Raw genomic sequence first — 20,682 nt, 5'->3', positions numbered from 1 at the left:
GAAGTCCTTCGGTACCTAGGTGGGTTCAGAGAGCCGACGGTGTTCCGCGCAGACGCGGCGGCCGCCCGGGGAGGCGCGGCCGCGCACGTCTGCTGACGGACCGTCACTGATACAACTGTGCGAAGCCTCGCAGAATCTCCAGGCCGTCGCTGCGGAACTCCAGATGTGCCTGGGCCCCGTGGATCCGCCCGTCCTCGGAGCGGAGGAACTCCACCGGGGCGTGCTCCGAGCGGCCGATCGAGCGGAAGCCCTCGGGGGCCTCCTGCAGGTAGAGGGTGTGGCGGTGGAACACCGTCACGGTCGGCTTCACATGGGTGAAGAGCGACTCCTCCTTGTCCACCTGCACCTGGTAGCCGCCGACCCGCTGGGGGCCCTCGGCGAGCCGGCCGCCGGCCGCGACGGCGATGATCTGCATACCGCCGCAGATCCCGAAGACCGGGACGTCGGCACCCATCACGAGGTCGATGAGCGGCCGGTAGAAGTCGCTGTCATAGGCCCGCACCTTGGTGCCGCTCAGGACGATCGCCTGGTAGCGGCCGCCGAGGTCGGCGGGTACCGAGTCGGCCCGGACGACGTCCGTCTCCGACCCCAGTTCCTCGAAGCGGCCGCGGAGCTGCTTCAGCGACAGCGTTCCGTTGTTGACGACTAGCACACGGGATTTCGCCACGTGCCCTGCTCCTCACGCTCGTGTGATGACGGTTCCGGTGCGCTCGGCGATCAGGTCGGTCACGGGTGCGCTGCCGATGACGACGCGTTCCACTCCCCCGTCCAGGGCCTCCCCCGCGGCGCGCAACTTCTTGCGCATCCCGCCGGTGGCGCCCTTGTCCCGGAACTTGGCCGCGGCTTCCGCCGTGATCCGGCGCACCGGCTGATCGTCGATCAGCAGGTGCGCGACGTCCGTGACGAGGACCAGCTGTTCGGCCCCGATGCCACCCGCGACGGCAGCGGCGGCCCGGTCGCCGTCGGTGTTCACCTCGCGACCGGCCGCGTCCCGCGCCAGCGGCGTGACCAGGTACGCGTGCCCCGGCCTGAGGTTCTTCAGCACCGTCGGGTCCACGCCGGTGATGGGGCCGACGAGGTTCTCCAGTTCGACGAGCTGCTTCTCCTTCCACCACCAGCGCTCGCCCTCGCCGGCGGTCACCAGGCCGTCGCTGCCGAGCGCCCGCTCGGCGGTGATGCCGCGCTGCTCCAGACGTCGCAGGACGTCCTCGGCGAGCTCGGCGCTGACGGTCTTGATGTCCTCGATGACCTCGGGGGTCGTCCACCGGCTCTGGTTGCCGTAGCGGTCGCGCAGGATCGCCGAGGGCTCGTGGTAGCGGGGGCTGAGGTTCTTCAGCGGCTTGGACCAGCCGTGCACCAGGACCAGCGGGCGGTCCTGGCCGAACCGGGCCAGGTCGTCCCACCAGGTGCCGGCGAGGTCGTCGACCGTGCTGCCGCCGAGCTTGACGACGGTCGGGGTGTCGGTGGTGGTGGTCCCGGTCATGCGGGCATCACCGGCTGCATGGTCAGCCCCGTGTCCTCGGGCAGGCCGAAGCGGAGGTTGAGGACCTGGATCCCCTGGCCCGCCGCGCCCTTGACCATGTTGTCCAGCGCCGCCAGGACCACGATCCGGCCGCCCTCCTCGTCGTGCAGGACGGTCACGTCGCAGTAGTTGGAACCCAGCACGGCCTGCGGGTCCGGCACCGGGATCAGCGTCTCGTTGTGCCGGCGGACCCGCACGAACGGGTGCTGCTTGTAGAACCGCAGGTAGGCGCGGCTCAAGGTGCGCGCGTCCACCTCGTCGTCGGTGAACACGTAGGAGCTGGCCATCAGCCCGCGCACGTGCGAGACGCCGTAGGCCGACATGCTCAGCGAGTCGATCCCGCCCGGCTTGCTGCGCTCCAGGAAGTCCTTGACCTCCGCGGCGTGCCGGTGCCCGGCCGGCGCGTACGGCGCGATGGCGCCGTTGCGCAGCGGGTGCAGGTCGGCGGTCCGCAGGGACAGGCCGCCGCCGCTGGAACCGGTCTTGCCGTCCACCACCACGGTCCTCAGGTTGAGGCCGAGGCCGATCACCAGCGGGGCGAGCCCGAGGGTGATCGCGGTGGCGAAGCAGCCCGGCAGGGAGATCAGCGGGGCGCCGGGCAGCTGGTCGCCGATCAGCTCCGGGACACCGTAGACGAACCGGTCGGCCAGGCCGTCCGCCCGTCGCACGTCCGGGTACCACCGGTCGTGCAGCTCCGACGTCTGGATCCGGAAGGCGCCGCTGAGGTCGATGACGCAGGGCACCTCGTCGGCCAGCCGCGCCGCCAGCTCCGCCGAGGCGGTGGCGGGCGTGGCGAGGAAGACGACGTCGCAGCGGCCGGCGAGGTTCGTGCTGACCGGTTCGATGGTCAGCCCGAGGTCAAGCCGCAGGCCCGGGTGGAGCTCGGCGGGGCGGCGACCCGCGCTGGCGTTGCCCCCCAGGAAGGTGAGCTCCAGCTCGGGGTGCTGGGTGACCAGCCTGATCAGTTCGCCGCCGGCGAGCCCGGAGGCTCCGAAGATGCCGACCCGGATCATCCGATCTCCTCCCGTACGTAGCGGCCGATGGCCGTGGCGATGTCCACCCCGGTCGCCGAGGCCACCGCGCGGAAGGCCGGTGCGTGGTTGACCTCGTTGACGACGTAGCCGTCGGGCGTCGCGAAGAGGTCGATGCCGAAGATGCCCTCGCCGAGGACGTCCAGGACGCCGTCGACGATCTTCTGCACCTCGGGGTCGAGGTCGACGGCGCGGTTGCGGTTGCCCAGCGCCGCGTTGCTGCGCCAGTCCGTCCCCGCGCTGTGGAACTCGGCGATGGCGACCAGTTCGCGGCCGACCACGAAGCAGCGCAGCGAGGAACCGCCGGCCAGGTAGGGCTCGACCAGCGAGGCCTGCTCGAAGCCGTGCCCGAGGTCCTCGACGTAGTCGTAGACCGAGTGCGCGGAGTCGGCGTCCCGCAGCAGGGTGACGCGCTTGCCCATGCCGCCGAAGACGGGCTTCAGCACGACCGGCGGCGGCAGTTCGGCCAGGGCCTTCTCGAAGTCCCGCCGGGACAGCACGAGACGGTAGTCGGGCACCGGCACGTCCGCGGCGCGCAGCTGGGCACGCAGCGTCAGTTTGTTCTCGCAGGCCTGGATGGCCGAGACGGTGTTCAGGGTGGGGATCCGGGCCGCCTCCGCCACGGTGGCGATGAGGCCGCCGCGGGTGTAGCTGCGGCTGCGGATGAGCACGGCGGCGAACCCGCCGAGCGAGGCCGACTCCTGGTCCCCCAGGGCGAGGGACTCGTCATTGACCCACTCGACGCGCAGGCCGAGGCCCGCGGCCGCGTCGATCAGCCGGCGTTCTTCCCAGCCGACCCGGTCGGCGACGATGGCAACAGTGCGTTCCATGGGGTTACTGGCCCCAATCGCGGAGCTGCACCTCGACCATCTGGAGGCTGAGCCGGCCCTCCACGACGTCCTCGACACGGAGCGTCAGCATGCACTCGGGGCAGGCGATGGTCTCGCCCTGCACCAGCGGCGGGGTGGTCAGATCGGTCTCGCATTCAGGGCACAGGCCGGTCAACGTGCCAGCAGACATTGTCATCTCCGTAGTCGTTCTCGGGTGTTCTTCGGTGGCTGTGGAACAGGGGTCCGGCACGGAACAGGGATCCGGCGCGGACCAGGAATCCGGCGCGGAACGGGGATCCGGCGCGGATCCGGTCAGAGGGCCTGGTACTCGACGGCGGCCTTGCGGATCGCGTCCCGGTCGAGCAGGTCGCGGTCGTCCTGCTCCTGCCGCCCGGTGAGCCAGGAGGTGAAGGCGTCCACGTCCACGGACTCGGCCAGCTCGTCGAGGGCCCACTTGACCAGGGGCGAGGTCAGCCGGGTGCGCACCCGCAGTTCGCGGGAGTTCCCGACGATCTCCGGGGCCAGCGTCTCGTAGGCCTCCGGGTGGGTCAGCTGGCCGGGCAGCTCGTAGGCGAAGGCGTGCGGGGCCGTCGGGCCGGACTGGAAGGCGTCACCGAGCCGGGCGCCGCGCAGCGCGGCGTTGGTGAGCTCGGTGAGGTGGCTCAGGTCGAAGCGGGTGTCGCCGTAGATGACCCGCAGCGAGGTGAGCAGCTCGGCGAGCGGGGCGTTGCCGCCGCGCTCACCGATGCCGCCGGCCGTCGCGGAGATCCACTTCGCCCCCGCCCGGTAGGCGGCCAGCGAGTTGGCGACCGCCATGCCCAGCATGTTGTGCGAGTGGATCTCGATCTCGGAGCCGTCGATCGCGGTGATGCTGCGGATCTGCTCCTCCATCTGCCACGGCGACAGGTAGGCGACGGTCTCCGCCAGCCGGAACCGGTCGGCGCCGGCCTCGAAGCCCGCCTCGACGTAGGGGACGAGCCGCTCCTTCGGGGTGCGGGCGCCGTCCTCACCGCTGAAGGTGACGTGGAAGCCACGCTCCTTGGCGGCGACGATGGCCGCCCGGGCCACCGCGATCAGGTACTTGGTGCTGGACGAGCTCAGCTTGAGGGCCGCGTGCTGCTCGGACGTCGGGATCGAGAACATCACCGACCGCACGCCCAGCCGCTTGGCCTCGTCCAGGGCCTTCACGACCTGCTGGCGGTCCCGCACCACGACCAGGCTCAGCGAGCGCTCCGGGCCCACCGCCTCGTGGGTGGCGAGGATGAGGTCCGCGTCCTTGCTCGACGGACCGGAGATCATCCCGACCTCGACCAGCTCGACGCCGGTGCGGACCAGGAGGTCGGCGATGTGGGCGGCGTCCTTGGGGCCGAACTCGACGCCGGCCATGTGCGCGGAGTCCCGCAGCGTCGCGTCGGACAGATGGGGCAGCCCCTGCGGGGGCACGTTCTCCTTCAAGTGCTCTGCTGGTGCCATGTGCGTTCCCTCCTTTTCCCGAGCCGGGTTCCCATTCGCGCTGACCTCGGCTCCGGCCTGAATTCTCGCGATGCGGCATGTACGAATGAAGCAGGGCCGAAAGAGCGACGATGCGTAGTGCGCTCGACGAATATGGTGGTCGATCGCGTTGTGAAGGGACAACACCGGCAATGTCAGGAGCTTGTCAAGGACTGTGATGGAACGTCATGGACGGTGAGCTGTGCGGACTTCTGGTAGGCATGCCGACAATTTCCTGGACAGGCCTCCCGGGGGGCCTGTATCGCTGAATAAGCGCGCGAAATCCGCGCCGAGCGGCGGGAGTCCGGTGGCTGTGCCCCCGGGAGTCGTTCGAGCGCCCCTCGACGGTGTACCGCCCCCGTACCGCCGCACCCCCACGACCCGAGAACGGAGTCCTGGCACGTGAGAACGGACCGGTCGAACCGTACGAACGCACCCCGCACCGCCGGGGAAAGCGACCTCTTACCGATCTGAGCACGGCCCGTAGAAAGGAGAGAACTTCCGATGGTCGTTCCACAGGAACTCAAGCCCACCGTCCAGGGGGCCGGCGATCCGTCGTCGGCCGCCGCGGCCCGCGAGCTGGCCGAGCGGGTCGCCCGGCCGACCGCCGCCGAACGCGACCGTGACCACCGCTGGGACCCGGCGCTCTTCGCCGAACTGGCCGGCGCCCGACCCGGCCCCGGCCTCGCCGGGCCGCTGGTACCGCGCGCCCTCGGCGGCGCCGGCCTCAGCGCCACCCAGACCTGTGCCCTCCTCGAAGGCCTCGGCGAAGGAGCCCGCGACCCGGGCCTCGCCCTCGCCGTCGGCGTCCACGCGGTCCTCGCCACCGTGCCGCTGCGCGCCTTCGGCAGCCCCCGCCAGCGCGAGCGCTACCTGCCCCTGATGGCCTCCGGCGACTGGATCGGCGCGGTGTCGCTGCGCCAGACCCAGGGCGCCGCCCTCGCCCCGACCGTCACGGCCCGGCCCGGCACGCCGGGACTGGGCGGCTGGGTGCTCACCGGCGACCTGGACCTGGTCGCCGGCGGTCCGGTGGCCCACCACTTCCTGGTCGTCGCCACCCACGAGGGCGGCGGCCGGACCGCCTTCGTCCTGGACCGTTCCACCCCCGGCCTGCTGATCACCGAGTCGGCACCGGCCGCCATGCGCACCTGTGCCTGGGGCCGGCTGGTCCTGGACGGCTGCCACGTCCCGGACGAGGCCGTGCTGGGCACCGTCGGCGGCGCCGGGGCCGAGGTCGAACCGCTGCTGGCCTCGCTGGACTGGGTGTTCTCCAGCGCGCCCTGGGTCGGTGTCATGCGGGCGCTGGTCCGGGACGCGGTCGACGGCGCCGCCGAGCGCCAGGTGTTCGGCCGGCCCCTGGTGCACGCCCAGTCCGTCCGGTTCACGCTGGCGGACCTCGCCACCCGGTGCGAGCTGGCGTCCGGGCTGCTCTACCGGGCCGCCGCACAGTTCGACTCGGGCGGCCGGCCCACCCGTCAGGACGCGGCCACCGCCCGGCTCTTCGTGGCGGCCGCCGCGCGGGCGGTCGCCGAGGGAGCCGCCCGGCTGTCCGGACCGGCCGCCCTGACCAGCGACCACCTCATCGCGCGGGCGCACCGCGACGCGCTGTTCTTCGCGGAGACCGGCGGCGGCACCGAGGTGCTGCGTCCGGTGATCGCCGCGTCCCTGCTCGGGCTCGGCTGATGTGAGGACTGATACCGACATGACCGACACACCGCACGGCACCGTCCTCAGCTTCCCGGGCACCGCCTCCCGGGCCGCCGAGACCGACGCGCAGGGCCGGATGCCCTCGCCGAACTGGACGGAGATCATCGACAGCGGATACCTGCGGCTGTTCCACCCGACGGCCTCGGGCGGCACCGGAGCCGACGGCCTCACCCAGCTGGCGGCCATGGAGGCGCTGGCCCGGGCCTGCCCCGGCAGCTACTGGACCGCCACCGTGTCCGGCCTGCTCTGCGGCAAGCTGATCTCCCGCTACAGCCGGCCCAGCGAGCACGACCGGTTGCTGAGGCCGCTGATCTCCGGGGAGAAACTGGCCTGCTTCGCCATCGTGGAACCGCCCGCGGGCAGCGACGCCGGCACCTACACCACCACCGTGCGACCTGCCGGAGCCCCCGGCGAGGGCTTCGTCATCAGCGGCGAGAAGGCCAAGATCACCAATGCGCCCGACGCCGACGTCGCCGTGACCCTCGCCCGCCGGCAGAAGGCCCCCGGGGACGAGGGCCACGACTGGTGCCTCGCCTTCGTGAACCTCGACCAGCCCGGCGTGCGCCGCTACGAGACGGAGCGGATGGGGCTGCGCGGTATGCCCTGGGGCGGCATCGTCTTCACCGAGGCGGTGGTCTCCGAGGCCGACGTGGTGCCCGTTCCCTTCGGCGAACTGGCCGGTGAGCTGGCCGAGCTGATGGCCTGGGGATGGCTGCTGATCTCGGTCTCGGCCATCGCCATCGCCGAGTCCGCCCTGGACGCCTCGGTCCGGTACGCGGGTGAGCGGGTCTCCTTCGGGCGGCCCCTGGCGCACATGGAGGGCGTCCAGACCCAGCTCGCCGAGTCCCGCGCCCAGATCGACGCCGCCCGGGTGCTGGCCCGCAGGGCGGTGACCGAGCTCGCCGCCGGCCGGTCGGCCCGGGAGGCGATCGCCATGCTCAAGATCTACGCGACCGAGATGGCCGTCGAGGTCGCCGCCCGTGCCGTGCAGATCCACGGCGCGGCCGGCGTCACCCGGGGGCACGAGGTGGAGCGCCTCTACCGGGACGCGCAGATGAACGTCATCGGCGGGTTCACCTCCAACCGCCTGCGGGAGACGGTGGCCGAGAGCCTGGGCCTCGGCCCGGCGGTCTACCAGCCCTTCGACTGGCTGACACCGGCCGGCCTCGGCACCGACCCGGCCGGCTTCGACGGCCTCGTCAGGACCGCCGGGACCGTTCCCGCGTAGGACCGGAATTCGGCACCTCCGGGGGTTCTTCCGGACCGGCGCGTCGGTCCGGAAGAACCCCCGGGACAGCGGGACCGGCCGGCCGGTCGAATTCCTGGTCGAATCGCATTCGTCACGCCGAATTCACCCTGCGAAGCACGGCCGGTACATTCGACCGGCATACCGGCCGGGGGCCGGCGTTTCCCCTTCACCCAGATTTTCACCTTCACCGGGTTTACGCCGTCACCGGGTTTCCATCGCCACCGGGTTTCCATCGCCACCGGGTTTACGCCGTCGCCGGATTTCCACCGCCACCGGATCGCGCCCGACGGCTTCGGCCCGGATCCGCCCGGAGGGCCCGGGTCCGCCCCGAGGGGCGGGGTCCGCCGTTCGTCCGCGGACCGGGGGTCCGGAGCGGGCGGACCGGGGGTGCGGCCGGTGGGCCGCGCCCCCGCCCGGGCCGGGTCAGCGGTGGGTGAACTCCGGCGGTCGCTTCTCGGCGAAGGCGGCCATGCCTTCCTTCTGGTCGGCGGTGGCGAAGGTGGCGTGGAAGAGCCGGCGTTCGAAGCGGACGCCCTCGGCGAGGGTGGTCTCGAACGCCCGGTTGACGCTCTCCTTGAGCATGACGGCGGCGGGGGTGGACATCCGCGCCACCGTCTCGGCGGTGGCCAGCGCCTCGGTGAGCAGCTCGTCGGCGGGGACGATCCGGGAGACCAGGCCGGCCCGTTCGGCCTCCTCGGCGCCCATCATGCGGCCGGTGAGACAGAGGTCCATCGCCTTGGCCTTGCCGACGGCGCGGGTCAGCCGCTGCGAGCCGCCGATCCCGGGGATGACCCCGAGCTTGATCTCCGGCTGCCCGAACTTCGCGGTGTCGGCGGCCAGCAGGATGTCACAGAGCATCGCCAACTCACAGCCCCCGCCCAGCGCGTAGCCCGCGACCGCGGCGATCACGGGGGTGCGCAGCCGGCCCAGCTCGTCCCAGGCCGCGAACCAGTCGCCGAGGTAGGCGTCGGTGAAGGTGAGCGCCCGCATCTCCTTGATGTCGGCGCCGGCCGCGAAGGCCTTCTCCGAGCCGGTGATCACCAGGGCGCCGATCCCCGGGTCGCGGTCGAAGGCGGTGGCGGCCGCGACGACCTCGTTCATCAGCCGCGTGTTGAGCGCGTTCAGCGCCTTCGGCCGGTCGAGCGTGATCAGCCCGACCCGCCCCTTGCGCTCGACCAGGATCGTCTCGTAGGTCTCGGTCACTTGCCGCCCTCCCTGATGGTCGTGATGATCGCCGAGAAGTCCAGGCCGGCGCCCTCGGCGGCGGCGAAGTCCGCGTACAACTCCGCTGCCCGCAGGCCGAGTTCCACCGGCAGGCCGGCGGCCTTGACCGCCCCGGCGGCCAGTCCGAGGTCCTTGGCCATCAGCGCGGCGGCGAAGCCGGCCCGGTAGTCGCGGTTGGCCGGGCTGGCCGGTACCGGGCCGGGGACGGGACAGTTGCTGGTCAGGGCCCAGCACTGGCCGGAGGCGGTCGAGGCCACGTCGAACAGCGCCTGGTGGCTGAGCCCGAGGCTCTCTCCGAGCACGAACGCCTCGCTGACCGCGATCATCGAGATGCCGAGGATCATGTTGTTGCAGATCTTCGCGGCCTGGCCCGCACCGGACGCACCGCAGTGCACGATCGTGGCGCCCATCGCCTCCAGCACCGGCCGGGCGGCGGTGAGATCCGCCTCGGCCGCACCGACCATGAAGGTGAGGGTCCCGGCGGTAGCGCCGGTCGCGCCGCCGGAGACGGGCGCGTCGACCGCCCGGTGCCCGGCCCGGCGGGCGAGGGCCTGCACGGCCCGGGCGTCCGCGACGTCGATGGTGGAGCAGTCGACGAAGAGCGTGCCCGGGCGGGCGGCGGGCAGCAGCTCGGCGTAGGCCGCCCGCACCTGGCGGCCGGCGGGCAGCATGGTGATCACCACCTCCGCGTCGCGCACGGCGTCGGCCGCCGAGGCCGCCCGGCCGACACCGGCCGTCTCCGCCTGCCGCAGTGCCTCCGGGACGAGGTCGTAGCCGGTCACGCGGTGGCCGGCCTTGACGAGGTTGGCGGCCATCGGGCCGCCCATGGTGCCGAGTCCGAGGAATCCGATGCGGTGGGTCACCAGCGCTCCAGGGGTGTGGTGGTGGCGAGGCCGAGTTCCCGGTCGCCGAGCGGGGCGAAGTAGCGGGCCACGACGGCGGGCGCGACGGCCTCCAGCGTGGCGGGGTTCCAGCGCGGTGCGCGGTCCTTGTCGATCACCTGCGCCCGGATGCCCTCGGCGAGGTCGGGCATGGCGAGCGCGGCGCAGGACGTCCGGTACTCCTGGTCCAGCACCGCCTCCAGCGGGCCGAGGGCGCGGGCCCGGCGCAGGGCGGCGAGCGTCGCCTTGACGGCGGCCGGCGCGTTGGCGGTGATCCGGTCGGCCGCCTTCGCCGCCTCGGGCTCGCCGCAGTCCCGGAGCCGGTCGACGATCTCCTCGACGGTGCCGGCCGCGTAGCAGGCGTCGATCCACCGGCGCTGCCCGTCCAGCGGGGCGGGCGGCGCGGGCGCGACGTGCCGGGCGAGCGCGTCGTGGACGGGCCGTGCGGCGAGGTCGTCGAGCAGCGCGGGCAGCCGCTCGCCGGGCACGAAGTGGTCGGCCAGGCCGCAGCGCAGGGCGTCGCCGGCGCCCGCCGAGCCCGCGGTCAGGGCCAGGTGGGTGCCCAGCTCGCCGGGCGCCAGGGCGAGCAGATAGGTGCCCCCGACATCGGGCACGAACCCGATGCCGGTCTCCGGCATCGCCAGCCGGGTGGTCTCGGTGACGATCCGGACGCTGCCGTGGGCGGAGACGCCCACCCCGCCGCCCATCACGATGCCGTTCATGACGGCGACGTAGGGCTTGCCGTACCGGGCGATGCGGGCATTCAGCCGGTACTCGTCGCGCCAGAACTCCTCGACCGCGCTGGGATCGCCACCGGTGGCGGCGCGGTGGATGGCGACGATGTCACCGCCCGCGCAGAAGGCGCGCCCACCGGCCCCGGTGATGACGACGGTCTCCACCCGGTCGTCCCGCTCCCACTCCTCCAGTGCGGCGGCGATCCGCCGCACCATGCCGTGGGTGAGGGCGTTCAGCGCGGCGGGCCGGTCGAGGACGATCAGGCCCGCCCGGCCCTCGCGCCGGATCAGCACCTCTGCGGCGCCGTTGTCGGTGGCCGGGTCGTCGGCGGCCGGGCGGGCGGCGACGGCGTGGTCGGCGGCGGTGCTCCCGGTCATCAGGCGGCTCCCGTCAGGCCGCGGGCGACGATGACGCGCATGATCTCGTTGGTCCCTTCCAGGATCTGGTGCACCCGCAGGTCGCGGACGATCTTCTCGATGCCGTACTCGGCCAGATAGCCGTAGCCACCGTGCAGTTGGAGCGCGGCGTTGGCGACGTCGAAGCCGGTGTCGGTGGCGTACCGCTTGGCCATCGCGCAGAGCTCCGGCGCCCGGGGGTCGCCCCGGTCGAGCGCGGCGGCCGCCCGCCAGAGCAGCGACCGGGCCGCCTCCAACTCCGTCGCCATGTCGGCCAGTCGGAACTGCAGCGCCTGGGCGTGCAGCAGCTTGGCACCGAACGCCTCGCGTTCGGCCAGATGGCCGGTGGCCCGCTCCAACGCGTCCTGCGCGCCGCCGAGCGAGCAGGCGGCGATGCCCAGCCGGCCGCCGTTGAGGCCGCTCATCGCGAGCCGGAAGCCGGCGCCCTCCTCCCCGAGCAGCCGGTCGGCGGGCAGCCGGACACCGTCCAGCACGACCTGGCGGGTGGGCTGGGCGTTCCAGCCCATCTTGTGCTCGTTCGGACCGAAGGAGAGCCCGGGATCGTCCCGTTCGACGACGAAGGCGGAGATCCCGCGCGGCCCCTCGCCGCCGGTCCGGGCCATCACCACGTACAGCTCGGCGGCTCCGGCACCGGAGATGAACTGCTTGACGCCGTCCAGCACCCAGCCGTCGCCGTCCCGGACGGCGCGGGTGACGAGGGCGGCGGCGTCCGAACCCGCCCCCGGCTCGGTCAGGCAGTAGCTGCCCGGGCTGTCCATCGCGCACAGCCCGGGCAGCCAACGGGAGCGCTGCGCGGCCGTGCCGTGGCGGTCGACCATCCAGGCGACCATGTTGTGGATGGAGAGGTAGGCCGCGATCGAGGGGCAGCCGGTGGCCAGCGCCTCGAACACCAGCACCCCGTCCTGCCGGGTGAGCCCCGAACCGCCCTCGCCCTCGCGGACGTAGACACCGCCGAGTCCGAGTCCGGCGGCCTTGCGCAGCACGTCCAGCGGGAAGTGCTTGTCCCGGTCCCACGCGACCGCGTGCGGTGCCAGGTGCTCGCGCGCGAAGTCCCGGGTGGTCGCGGCGATGGCGCGCTGATCCTCCGTCATGGTGTGCACGGCGGCCTCAGCCCATCGTCGGGATGGTGAAGCTCGCGCCCTCCTTGACCCCGGAGGGCCAGCGCGAGGTGACGGTCTTGGTCCTGGTGTAGAAGCGGATCGCGTCCGGACCGTGCTGGTTGAGGTCGCCGAACCCGGAGCGCTTCCACCCGCCGAAGGTGTGGTACGCGACGGGGACCGGGATCGGCACGTTCACGCCGATCATCCCGGTGTGGACCCGCCGGGTGAAGTCCCGCGCGGTGTCGCCGTCCCGCGTGAAGATCGCCACGCCGTTGCCGAACTCGTGCTCGCTCGGCAGCCGCAGTGCCTCCTCGTAGTCCGCCGCACGGACCACGCACAGCACCGGGCCGAAGATCTCCTCGCGGTAGATCCGCATCCCGGGGGTGACCCGGTCGAACAGCGTGGCCCCCAGGAAGTAGCCGTCCTCGTACCCCGGCACGGTCAGCTCACGACCGTCGACGACCAGTTCGGCGCCCTCCTCGACGCCCAGGTCCAGGAATCCGCGCACCCGCTCCAGGGCGTCCCGGCCGACCAGCGGACCGAAGTCGGCCGCGGGGTCGTGCGAGGCGCCGACCCTGAGCGCGGCGATCCGCTCGATGAGCTTGGCGACCAGCGCGTCCGCGGTCTCCTCCCCCACCGGCACCGCGACGGAGACGGCCATGCACCGCTCGCCCGCGGAGCCGTACCCGGCGCCGATCAGCGCGTCGGCGGCCTGGTCGAGGTCGGCGTCCGGCATCACGATCAGGTGGTTCTTGGCGCCCCCGAAGCACTGCGCGCGCTTGCCCCGCGCGGCCGCCGTGGCGTAGACGTACTCGGCGACCGGTGTCGACCCGACGAACCCCAGCGCCTGCACCCGCGGATCGTCGAGCAGCGTGTCCACCGCCTCCTTGCCGCCGTTGACGACGTTCAGCACCCCCGGCGGCAGGCCCGCCTCGACGAACAGCTCGGCGAGCCGCAGCGGCACCGACGGGTCGCGCTCGGAGGGCTTGAGCACGAAGGCGTTTCCGCAGGCGATCGCGGGCGCCGCCTTCCACAGCGGAATCATCGCGGGGAAGTTGAACGGGGTGATGCCCGCGACCACCCCGAGCGGCTGGCGCAGCGAGTACACGTCGATGCCGGTACCGGCGCTGTCGGTGAACTCGCCCTTGAGCAGGTGCGGGACACCGGCGGCGAACTCCACCACCTCCAGCCCGCGCTGGAGGTCGCCGTGGGCGTCGGCGACGGTCTTGCCGTGTTCGGCGGAGAGCAGCCGGGCCAGCGACTCGCGCTCGGCCTCGACCAGTTGGAGGAAGCGCAGCAGCACCCGGGCCCGCCGCTGCGGGTTCCAGGCGGCCCACTCGACCTGGGCCTGTTCGGCGTCGGCGATCGCCGCCTCGGTCTCGGCCCGGCTCGCCAGTGGAACACGTGCCTGGACCGTACCGGTGTTGGGGTCGTACACGTCGCCGAACACCCCGGAGGTGCCGGCGACGTGCTTGCCGCCGATGTAGTGGTTGAGCTCACGGATCATCACAAGCCTGCTCTCGTCAGGATGTCAGGTGGATCCGAGGGAACTGGGGCACGGCGGCACCGCCGTGGGCCCGGTGCGGGCACACGGGTACCGCCGGGCGCGGCACACCGTCAGGGGGACGGGCACACCGCGGCCGTCGCAGGATCACCAGGGTCGGGAGGCGCGCAGACCGGTGCCATGCGTGTTTGCTCCATCCTCGTGGACAACACGGAACACCCGCAGTCGGTATCCTGACTCCCGGATCACCGCGCGCCGCCCGGCCTTCCCGGCTGGCTGCCAGTGGCTGGTACTGCGACGACGCACTCCCCGGTCACAGTGGCGGGACCGTGCCGGATTCACACCGGCTTCCCTGCACTGCGGGCCTTGTCCACGACCATATAGTTGGACGTCCTACTAAGTCCAGGGGTCGAGCCGCACCGTATCGCCACCCTCGCCCGGCCGCCGCCGCCATGACCGTCCACCGCGCGCGCCCGCCACCCGCGACAGCCGCGAACTGCGGCGAAGCCCCTGCAGTGATGATCAACTAGCCTGCGGACATTCATCTTTGACACAACATCACGTCTTTGTTTGGTAACGGCGAAAGCGTATGGTGCCGGATCGTTCCGGGCAGGTACATGCTGTGGGCATGCACGCGCGACGCCTTCGCCGTACCCGGCCGACGCGTCCGCGCGGGCCCACGGGGAAGTCGTTGTCGCGCGAAGGTCGGCGATGGTCAGATGAGCACATTCGACATGTGGAACTGTTTCGTCTGCGGCACGGCCTGCTCGGCGGCCACCGCCCGCTGCCCCACCTGCGGGGCCGGACCGGGCGGCTACACCCCGGGCCCGGCCGGGCCCCCCGGGCCGCCCCTGCCGGCCGGGCCGCTCGTGCCGGGGCCCGTGAAGCCCATGCCGTCGATGGCCCCGACCTTCGCACCGGCCGGCCCCGCCCCCGGCGGTACCGCGGCACCGCCGCCGTCGAGCAGCTGGACACCGGCGCCCCAGCCCGGCCCCCAGCCGCCGGCCCGGCACCTGGCCACGGACGCCACCCGCTACCTCTGCGCGGCCGTGCAGCTGGAGAGCGACCTGGGCAACCGGGCCATCGAGTCCGTCCTCAAGGAGACGCACCGCGCCATCGCCTCCTCCCCCGGTGTCGACCTGGTCTGCGTCCTGCGCTACGCGCTCGCCGCGCGCGCCCGGCAGACCACCGCCCAGGTCCTGCTCGCCCTGACCGCGATCGCCCTGCTGGCCTCCTTCGGCTACCAGCCCCTCTCCGACCCCTCGGACTCCGTCGTCCCGATCCCCCTGCCGCCCCTCGCCCTCCCGCTCCTCGCCGTCGCCTGGGGCATCGTGCTGGTCGAACGGCTCATCGCCTTCTACAGCGTGCTCCGGCCCAAGCTGCGCCGGGACGCCTTCGACCCCGCCCAGGCACCGAGCGCCCGGCCCCAGGACGAGAACCTGCTGAGCCTGCTGGCCACCGAGGACCAGCAGGGGAACGTCTCGGTCTTCTCCGGCTACGAGCCCTTCCTCGGCTACGGCCGGCTGCTGAACAGCTGGAACTTCACCGTCGCCGTGGACCGGCCCGACGAGTCCTTCGACCAGGTGCTCCCGTTCACCCTCAAGACGCTGGACACCGAGGTCATCAGGGCGGTCGCCGCCCTCGGACTGCCCGGGGTGGACATCTCCGAGCGGGTCTTCGTCAACGGCGCGGACCTGGCCCAGGGCCTGGACCCGGTCCTGCGCCCACTGCTGCTCCCCCGTCCCGAGGGCCGGCCCCAGATCGCCCTGGCGCCGGCGGTCCTCGACCGGCTGCGGGACGACGGCGCCGGGCGGGCCCGCCCGTACCTGGTGACCACCGTCTCGGGCTGGAACGCCGAACTGGTGACCAGCACCACGGTCCGCTTCTCCCTGAGCCCCGCCCGGGACCTCCTGTTCGTCGAGGGCGCCGTCTCCCTGCTGCCGCCGCTGCACCGCCGCTACCACCAGGTCGACCACCTGCTCGACCGCCCCACCTGGTGGCAGCTGCTGGCCCTGCTGCGCGGCTCCGCCGCCGCCGTGCCGTTCCGGCTGCTGACCGCCCCGTTCAAGGTGCTCGCCATGGTGGGCGGCCCGCTGGCCGAAGGGCGCAAGGAACGCGCCCGGCGCCGGCAGATCGCCCTCGGCGCGTTCAACTACGGTGCCGCGCTGAGCCTTCGGGAGACGGCGAGCGACCCCCAGTTCCACCGGTACTTCCAGCAGGTCGACAGCCAGATGTACTCCAAAGTCGTCGAACGCCGCGTCCTGGACACGCTCACCGACTTCCTGGCGGCCCACCAGGTGGACATCTCCGAACTCCGTGAGCGCCAGAGCGTGATCTACAACGGCGGCGTGTTCACCTCCGGCAACGCCACCGTCAACTTCGTCAACTCCTCGGTGGCCGCCGGAGCCGCCAGCAGGATCATGAACCGGGCCGGCCGAGCACCGGCCGGCGGGAGAAGGGAAGGCTGATGACCGAGGACCGTCGCATCACCGGTGGATTCCACGTCAGCGGCAACGCCAACGTCACCATCACCGGATCGGGGGTGGCCGCCGGCGAGAACTCCTCGGCCACCGTCCACACCACGTCGGCGCCGGTGGACGAGGAGGCGCTCGCCCGCCGGGTCCTCGCCCTGGCCGAACAGCTGCGGCAGAGCCCTGACCCGGCCTCCGTGCGCACGGCGGCGGACCTCCAGCAGGCGGTGACCGCGCCGACCCGACGCTGGGAGCAGGTGCTGGCCTACCTCACCCGGGCCGGACAGGGCCTGGCCGTCACCACCGCGGTCGCCACCGAGATCCAGGGCCTGGACGACGCGGTCCGGGCACTGCTGCCATAGCGCCGCCGTTCGTGCAGTCCGCTCCACCGGGGCAGCGGACGGCACGAACCGCGCAGACCGCTCAGACCGCGGGTGGGACCACCGGCGGGACCCCGACGGGGACCCTCGCAGGACCATCGCGGCACCACCGGGCCGACGGACGGGGAACGGCCGTCGGCGCGTCCCGTCGCACCGACATCGCAACCACGCGTCACCGACGCGACCTGAAGGGGGATGCACATGGCCGAGACCAGGGGTGTTCTGCTGCCCGCCTATGTACTGGCCGACGAATCGGCCTCGATGGGCCCCTACCGGCAGGAACTGTCGGACGGTCTGATCTCGCTGTGCGAGGGGCTGCGGGCCGAACCGATGATCGCCGCCAAGCTGCGCCTGGCCGTCCTCGGCTTCTCCGACGACGTGCAGGTCCGGCTCGCGGTCGCCGACATGCGCACCGAGACCACCCTGCCCCAGGTGGTCATCCGGGGCACGACCAGGTACCAGGCGGTCTTCGACGACCTGCTGCAGCGCATCCCGACCGATGTGCAGTGGCTGCGCGGCCAGGGGTACAAGGTGCACCGCCCGGTGGTGTTCTTCCTCAGCGACGGCCAGCCGACCGACGGCGACGCCTGGCGGCACGCGCACACCGTCCTGACCGACCGGGTCCGCACCCCCACCTCCCCGAACATCATCGCCTGCGGGATCGGCGACGCCCAGGCCCGGACCATGCTGGAGGTGGCGACCCGGCCGGAGTTCGCCTTCGTGGCCAAGTCGGGCACCGACATCGGCCGGGCCATCGCCGAGTTCTTCCACTCGCTCACCGCGAGCCTGGTCGCCTCCACGCAGGCGCTGAGCTCGGCCAGCCCCCAGCTCGTCGTCAACCGGCCGAACCAGTTCACCATGGCCATCGACGAGGTCGGCCTGTGATTCCGTACGGCCGGGACGACGCCCCGCCGCCCCCAGCGCCGCCATCGCCGCCCGGCCCCGCGACCGGGCCCGCGACCGGACCCGCGCCCTGGGGGCGGATCGCGGTCGGTGCGCCCGGAGTCGAGTTCGAGTCGCGCCCGCCCGGCGAGGACTCCTTCGACGTGCCCGACACCGAGTGCGACGGCTGGTCCACCCCCGCTCTCACCCTGCGACTCGCCTCGGTGCGGGGAGCCCAGCACCGCTACTACCGCAAGCCACGCCAGGACGCCGCCCGCGCGGTGTCGCACGAGCCCAGCGGCACCGTCGTGTTCGCCGTCGCCGACGGCGTCTCCAGCGCCACGAACGCCGAGCTCGGCGCCGTCGAGGCCTGCCGGGCCGCGCTGGAGCGGATGCTGCTCCAACTCTCCTGGAGCGGCGCGGCCCTGGACCTCCAGGACGTCGCCCGGCACGCGGCCGAGCGACTGCACCGCCTCGCCCGCGGCCGGCTGAACACCCCCGCGCCGAGCCCCTCCGAGGTCGCCGGCCTGTACGCGACCACGCTGGTCGCCGGTGTGGTCCGCCCGCACCCCGACGGACCGGTCGTCCAGCTGTGCCGGGTCGGGGATTCGGGCGCCTGGCTCCTCGACCGCCCGCACGGCCGCTACCGCCCGCTCTTCCCCTCGAAGACCGGTTCGGACACCCTCCTGGTCTCCAACGAGGTGACCCCGCTGCCCAGCGTGCCCGACCGGCTCGAACAAGCGACCGTGCGGCTGACGCCCCACCTGGTCCTGCTGGTCGGCACCGACGGCTTCGGCGATCCGCTCGGCGACGGCGACGGCCAGGTCGGCGCGCTCTTCGCCCGCCACCTCGCCCAACCACCGCCCCCGCTCTGGCTCGCGCACGTGCTGGACTTCTCCCGGGAGACCTTCGACGACGACCGGACGCTGCTGGCGGTCTGGCCCGGCGACCCGGCAGCCCCGCGGTGACCGCCCCCGCGCCCACCGTCGACCACGGCGCCCTGGTGCTGGACCGCCTCCTCGGGCAGGGTGGTCAGGGCGTGGTCCACCGGGTGGCCAACCGACGGATCAACGACGCCGACGGCGACGGCTGGGAGGTCGTCTACAAGGAGTACGACCCCGCCCTGCTCCCCGTGCTCGACGCCGGCGCCCTGACCGCCATGGTCGGTCTGCTCGGCGACCTGAGCGTGAGCGAGGGCAGGTGGCTGTGCGAGAAGACCGCCTGGCCGGCCGCCCTCGTCCGACGCGAGGGGCACATCAGCGGCTTCCTGATGCGGGCCGCTCCCGACCGCTTCCACTTCGACCTGCGGAGCCTGGGCGACCCGGCCGCCACCACCCGCCGACTCGCCAACCTGGAGTTCCTGCTCAACGGCGACGCGTACGTCGCCGGCATCGGCCTGACCGTCAGCGAGCGGGACCGGCTGCTGCTGCTGGCCGACCTGGCCGCCACCCTCGGGCGACTGCACCGCATCGGCATCACCGTCGGCGACCTGTCACCGAAGAACCTGCTGTTCACCACAACCGGCCGGCCCGAGTGCTTCCTCATCGACTGTGATGCCATGCGCCTGCGGGGTGCCAGCGTCCTGCCGCAGGCCGAGACGCCGGACTGGCAACTCCCGGCGGGCGAGGAGAAGGCCACCCCGGCCGGAGACGTCCACAAGCTGGCGCTGCTCGCCATCCGTCTGTTCGCCCGTGACCAGACCACCACCGACCCCACCGAGCTGGCCGCGGTCAACGCGGCACTCGGCGACCTGGCCCGCGCCGGCCTCGACCCCGACCCGTCCCGACGGCCCACACCGGGACTGTGGGCGGAGCACCTCGGGGTGGCCGCCGTCGCGGCCTCCAGCACGCCCGCCGCCGGCCCGGGCGTGGTCACCCCGCCCGGGCCGGGTGGGCCGGGCGGCGGCCCCGGAGGTCCGGGGAGTACCCCGGCGGGCCCGACCGCCGTACCGACGCCCGCCCCGAAGTCCCCCGTGGCCGCCGGCATCGGCGTGATCGCGCTGCTCGCCGCCGCCGTCATGGCGTTGGTGTTCATCCAGTCCCGCCACGACTCCGGGTCGGCCCCGGACGTCGCCGTCCCGACGGCGACCGCCACCTACGGCACGGTCCCGCCCCCCGCGCCCGTCAGTCCCAAGCCCACCAAGAGCACCCCGGTCGATCCGCCGTACACGGCGCCCGCACCCGTGTACACGCCCACGCCGACGCCCACGCCGACCACTCCCGACATGTACGAGAGCGCGCAGGTCGGGTCCTGCTTCTACGACAACGGCACGAGCGAAGTCGCCAAGCTCTCGCCGACCGCCTGCACCGCGGGCGCGTTCAAGGTGCTGCGGATCTTCAACGGCACCACCAATCTGGACAGTTGCAAGAACATCACCGACTACGACGAGAGCGTGTCGTCCCGGAACCACAACCTCGTGCTCTGCCTCAGCTATCTGAGCCCGGGCGGCGACGCCTTCCACTCCGACCAGGGCGACTGCGTCTACGGCCCCAACTCCACCGGCCCCTGGGGAAAGACCTCCTGCCAACGCGGGGCCTTCACCGTCCTGGCCAGCTACCGCGGGACCACCGACTACGCGAAGTGCGACTCCTGGCCGAACTACAACCTGTCGAAGGCGTTCACCGTCCCCGGCAACTCCACCCTGGACGTCCTGCTCTGCCTCTCCTACACCTACCCGGACGCCATCGGCTACGCCAAGACCGGCGCCTGCCTCCTCAAGTCCGGCAGCGAGACCCGCCCGGTCTTCTCCAACGTCAGCAGCTGCTCGGCCGCCAACATCGTCGTCGCCGGACGCACCAGTACCTACAACGCCGCTTCCTTCTGCGGACAGTACGGCTGGACGACCTATCAGGTCCCCGACTACCCGCACCTCGACTACACGGTCTGCTGGCGCTGGCGATAAGCCGGCGGAACAACGCAAAGAACCCCCCGATCCGTATGGATCGGGGGGTTCTTTGGAATGATTGTTCGGCGGCGTCCTACTCTCCCACAGGGTCCCCCCTGCAGTACCATCGGCGCTGTGAGGCTTAGCTTCCGGGTTCGGAATGTAACCGGGCGTTTCCCTCACGCTATGACCACCGAAACACTATGAAACTGTCAACCGCACCACACCCTGGCCAGGGCATGGGGTCGTTGTTTCAGAACAACACAGTGGACGCGAGCAACTGAGGACAAGCCCTCGGCCTATTAGTACCGGTCAACTCCACCCCTTACAGGGCTTCCATATCCGGCCTATCAACCCAGTCGTCTACTGGGAGCC

Annotated in this window: 18 protein-coding genes, 2 rRNA genes and 1 riboswitch; of the genes, 7 read left to right on the top strand and 13 right to left on the bottom strand. The window is 72.4% G+C overall.

Translation table 11 applies throughout. The features are described 5' to 3' along the window. Nucleotides 1–103: 103 nt before the first annotated feature. The 6 genes from ACFXHB_RS04795 to ACFXHB_RS04770 form a co-directional block, all read right to left on the bottom strand. Nucleotides 104–667, bottom strand: a complete 564-nt coding sequence (locus ACFXHB_RS04795) for a type 1 glutamine amidotransferase (protein ID WP_380572090.1) — start codon at nt 665–667, stop codon at nt 104–106. A 12-nt stretch (nt 668–679) separates the two neighbouring features. Then, nucleotides 680–1,483 (bottom strand): acetylglutamate kinase, encoded by an 804-nt coding sequence (locus tag ACFXHB_RS04790; protein WP_380572088.1) that lies wholly within the window; start codon nt 1,481–1,483, stop codon nt 680–682. Further along, a complete protein-coding gene (gene argC / locus ACFXHB_RS04785) occupies nt 1,480–2,535 on the bottom strand; it encodes an N-acetyl-gamma-glutamyl-phosphate reductase (RefSeq protein WP_380572086.1) in 1,056 nt (351 codons plus the stop codon). The genes ACFXHB_RS04790 and argC overlap by 4 nt, the downstream gene beginning before the upstream one ends. Then, nucleotides 2,532–3,383 carry a RimK family alpha-L-glutamate ligase gene (locus ACFXHB_RS04780; RefSeq protein WP_380572084.1) on the bottom strand — a complete coding sequence of 284 codons (852 nt, stop codon included), beginning with the start codon at nt 3,381–3,383 and terminating at the stop codon, nt 2,532–2,534. The genes argC and ACFXHB_RS04780 overlap by 4 nt, the downstream gene beginning before the upstream one ends. A gap of 4 nt (nt 3,384–3,387) precedes the next feature. Further along, on the bottom strand, nt 3,388–3,573 hold the full coding sequence (locus ACFXHB_RS04775) for a lysine biosynthesis protein LysW (protein ID WP_380572082.1): 186 nt from the start codon (nt 3,571–3,573) through the stop codon (nt 3,388–3,390). Between the two features lie 122 nt (nt 3,574–3,695). Next, nucleotides 3,696–4,856, bottom strand: coding sequence for an isopropylmalate synthase (locus ACFXHB_RS04770; RefSeq protein ID WP_380572080.1), 1,161 nt, complete (start codon nt 4,854–4,856; stop codon nt 3,696–3,698). Nucleotides 4,857–5,378: 522 nt separating this feature from the next. Between ACFXHB_RS04770 and ACFXHB_RS04765 the strand changes: the two genes are divergently transcribed. Both ACFXHB_RS04765 and ACFXHB_RS04760 read left to right on the top strand, forming a co-directional pair. Beyond that, entirely contained in the window at nt 5,379–6,557 is a 1,179-nt protein-coding gene (locus tag ACFXHB_RS04765) for an acyl-CoA dehydrogenase family protein (protein ID WP_380572078.1), read from the top strand. A gap of 19 nt (nt 6,558–6,576) precedes the next feature. After that, on the top strand, nt 6,577–7,809 hold the full coding sequence (locus tag ACFXHB_RS04760) for an acyl-CoA dehydrogenase family protein (protein ID WP_380572076.1): 1,233 nt from the start codon (nt 6,577–6,579) through the stop codon (nt 7,807–7,809). Nucleotides 7,810–8,253: 444 nt separating this feature from the next. On the opposite strand, the gene ACFXHB_RS04755 is transcribed toward ACFXHB_RS04760, so the two are convergent. The 5 genes from ACFXHB_RS04755 to ACFXHB_RS04735 are packed head-to-tail and all read right to left on the bottom strand — an operon-like array spanning nt 8,254 to nt 13,693. After that, the gene (locus ACFXHB_RS04755) at nt 8,254–9,033 is read right to left on the bottom strand and encodes an enoyl-CoA hydratase (RefSeq protein WP_380572074.1); all 780 of its coding nucleotides are present in this window, start codon (nt 9,031–9,033) and stop codon (nt 8,254–8,256) included. Beyond that, nucleotides 9,030–9,881: a 3-hydroxyisobutyrate dehydrogenase gene (gene mmsB / locus ACFXHB_RS04750; protein WP_380572374.1), complete on the bottom strand. Its 852-nt coding sequence runs from the start codon at nt 9,879–9,881 to the stop codon at nt 9,030–9,032. The genes ACFXHB_RS04755 and mmsB overlap by 4 nt, the downstream gene beginning before the upstream one ends. A 32-nt stretch (nt 9,882–9,913) precedes the next feature. Beyond that, nucleotides 9,914–11,047 carry an enoyl-CoA hydratase/isomerase family protein gene (locus tag ACFXHB_RS04745; RefSeq protein ID WP_380572072.1) on the bottom strand — a complete coding sequence of 378 codons (1,134 nt, stop codon included), beginning with the start codon at nt 11,045–11,047 and terminating at the stop codon, nt 9,914–9,916. Continuing rightward, complete coding sequence (locus tag ACFXHB_RS04740) at nt 11,047–12,177, bottom strand: acyl-CoA dehydrogenase family protein (RefSeq protein WP_380572070.1); 1,131 nt, start codon at nt 12,175–12,177, stop codon at nt 11,047–11,049. The genes ACFXHB_RS04745 and ACFXHB_RS04740 overlap by 1 nt, the downstream gene beginning before the upstream one ends. Before the next feature lie 16 nt (nt 12,178–12,193). Beyond that, nucleotides 12,194–13,693 carry a CoA-acylating methylmalonate-semialdehyde dehydrogenase gene (locus ACFXHB_RS04735; protein WP_380572068.1) on the bottom strand — a complete coding sequence of 500 codons (1,500 nt, stop codon included), beginning with the start codon at nt 13,691–13,693 and terminating at the stop codon, nt 12,194–12,196. Nucleotides 13,694–13,895: 202 nt separating this feature from the next. After that, a riboswitch (cobalamin riboswitch) is annotated at nt 13,896–14,086 on the bottom strand. Nucleotides 14,087–14,409: 323 nt separating this feature from the next. On the opposite strand from ACFXHB_RS04735, the gene ACFXHB_RS04730 reads away from it, so the two are divergent. From ACFXHB_RS04730 to ACFXHB_RS04710, 5 genes are all read left to right on the top strand, one after another. Beyond that, nucleotides 14,410–16,158 (top strand): hypothetical protein, encoded by a 1,749-nt coding sequence (locus ACFXHB_RS04730; protein WP_380572066.1) that lies wholly within the window; start codon nt 14,410–14,412, stop codon nt 16,156–16,158. Then, entirely contained in the window at nt 16,158–16,523 is a 366-nt protein-coding gene (locus tag ACFXHB_RS04725) for a hypothetical protein (protein WP_380572064.1), read from the top strand. The genes ACFXHB_RS04730 and ACFXHB_RS04725 overlap by 1 nt, the downstream gene beginning before the upstream one ends. A 219-nt stretch (nt 16,524–16,742) precedes the next feature. Next, nucleotides 16,743–17,426 carry a hypothetical protein gene (locus ACFXHB_RS04720; RefSeq protein ID WP_380572062.1) on the top strand — a complete coding sequence of 228 codons (684 nt, stop codon included), beginning with the start codon at nt 16,743–16,745 and terminating at the stop codon, nt 17,424–17,426. Between the two features lie 161 nt (nt 17,427–17,587). After that, nucleotides 17,588–18,391 carry a protein phosphatase 2C domain-containing protein gene (locus tag ACFXHB_RS04715; RefSeq protein ID WP_380572060.1) on the top strand — a complete coding sequence of 268 codons (804 nt, stop codon included), beginning with the start codon at nt 17,588–17,590 and terminating at the stop codon, nt 18,389–18,391. Then, a complete protein-coding gene (locus ACFXHB_RS04710) occupies nt 18,388–20,325 on the top strand; it encodes a hypothetical protein (RefSeq protein ID WP_380572058.1) in 1,938 nt (645 codons plus the stop codon). Before ACFXHB_RS04715 ends, ACFXHB_RS04710 begins: the two co-directional genes overlap by 4 nt. Before the next feature lie 63 nt (nt 20,326–20,388). Here the strand turns inward: ACFXHB_RS04710 and rrf are convergent. Both rrf and ACFXHB_RS04700 read right to left on the bottom strand, forming a co-directional pair. Beyond that, nucleotides 20,389–20,505: ribosomal RNA gene (gene rrf, locus ACFXHB_RS04705) — 5S ribosomal RNA — on the bottom strand. An 84-nt stretch (nt 20,506–20,589) separates the two neighbouring features. Next, nucleotides 20,590–20,682, bottom strand: a 23S ribosomal RNA gene (locus ACFXHB_RS04700); the annotation flags it as partial.

Origin of the sequence: Kitasatospora sp. NPDC059327 (assembly GCF_042752535.1) — a bacterium.
GTDB lineage: Bacteria > Actinomycetota > Actinomycetes > Streptomycetales > Streptomycetaceae > Kitasatospora.
The sequence above is the reverse complement of the archived record's forward strand: the minus strand, read 5'-3'. Positions and strand labels throughout refer to the sequence as shown.

Bases quoted from the DNA above. Each gene is read 5' to 3' on its own strand.
- ACFXHB_RS04735 (WP_380572068.1), bottom strand. From the start codon at position 13,693: ATGATCCGTGAGCTCAACCACTACATCGGCGGCAAGCACGTCGCCGGC.
- ACFXHB_RS04770 (WP_380572080.1), bottom strand. From the start codon at position 4,856: ATGGCACCAGCAGAGCACTTGAAGGAGAACGTGCCCCCGCAGGGGCTG.
- ACFXHB_RS04725 (WP_380572064.1), top strand. From the start codon at position 16,158: ATGACCGAGGACCGTCGCATCACCGGTGGATTCCACGTCAGCGGCAAC.
- argC (WP_380572086.1), bottom strand. From the start codon at position 2,535: ATGATCCGGGTCGGCATCTTCGGAGCCTCCGGGCTCGCCGGCGGCGAA.
- ACFXHB_RS04730 (WP_380572066.1), top strand. From the start codon at position 14,410: ATGAGCACATTCGACATGTGGAACTGTTTCGTCTGCGGCACGGCCTGC.
- ACFXHB_RS04720 (WP_380572062.1), top strand. From the start codon at position 16,743: ATGGCCGAGACCAGGGGTGTTCTGCTGCCCGCCTATGTACTGGCCGAC.
- mmsB (WP_380572374.1), bottom strand. From the start codon at position 9,881: ATGGGCGGCCCGATGGCCGCCAACCTCGTCAAGGCCGGCCACCGCGTG.
- ACFXHB_RS04775 (WP_380572082.1), bottom strand. From the start codon at position 3,573: ATGTCTGCTGGCACGTTGACCGGCCTGTGCCCTGAATGCGAGACCGAT.
- ACFXHB_RS04765 (WP_380572078.1), top strand. From the start codon at position 5,379: ATGGTCGTTCCACAGGAACTCAAGCCCACCGTCCAGGGGGCCGGCGAT.
- ACFXHB_RS04790 (WP_380572088.1), bottom strand. From the start codon at position 1,483: ATGACCGGGACCACCACCACCGACACCCCGACCGTCGTCAAGCTCGGC.
- ACFXHB_RS04745 (WP_380572072.1), bottom strand. From the start codon at position 11,047: ATGACCGGGAGCACCGCCGCCGACCACGCCGTCGCCGCCCGCCCGGCC.
- ACFXHB_RS04760 (WP_380572076.1), top strand. From the start codon at position 6,577: ATGACCGACACACCGCACGGCACCGTCCTCAGCTTCCCGGGCACCGCC.
- ACFXHB_RS04740 (WP_380572070.1), bottom strand. From the start codon at position 12,177: ATGACGGAGGATCAGCGCGCCATCGCCGCGACCACCCGGGACTTCGCG.
- ACFXHB_RS04780 (WP_380572084.1), bottom strand. From the start codon at position 3,383: ATGGAACGCACTGTTGCCATCGTCGCCGACCGGGTCGGCTGGGAAGAA.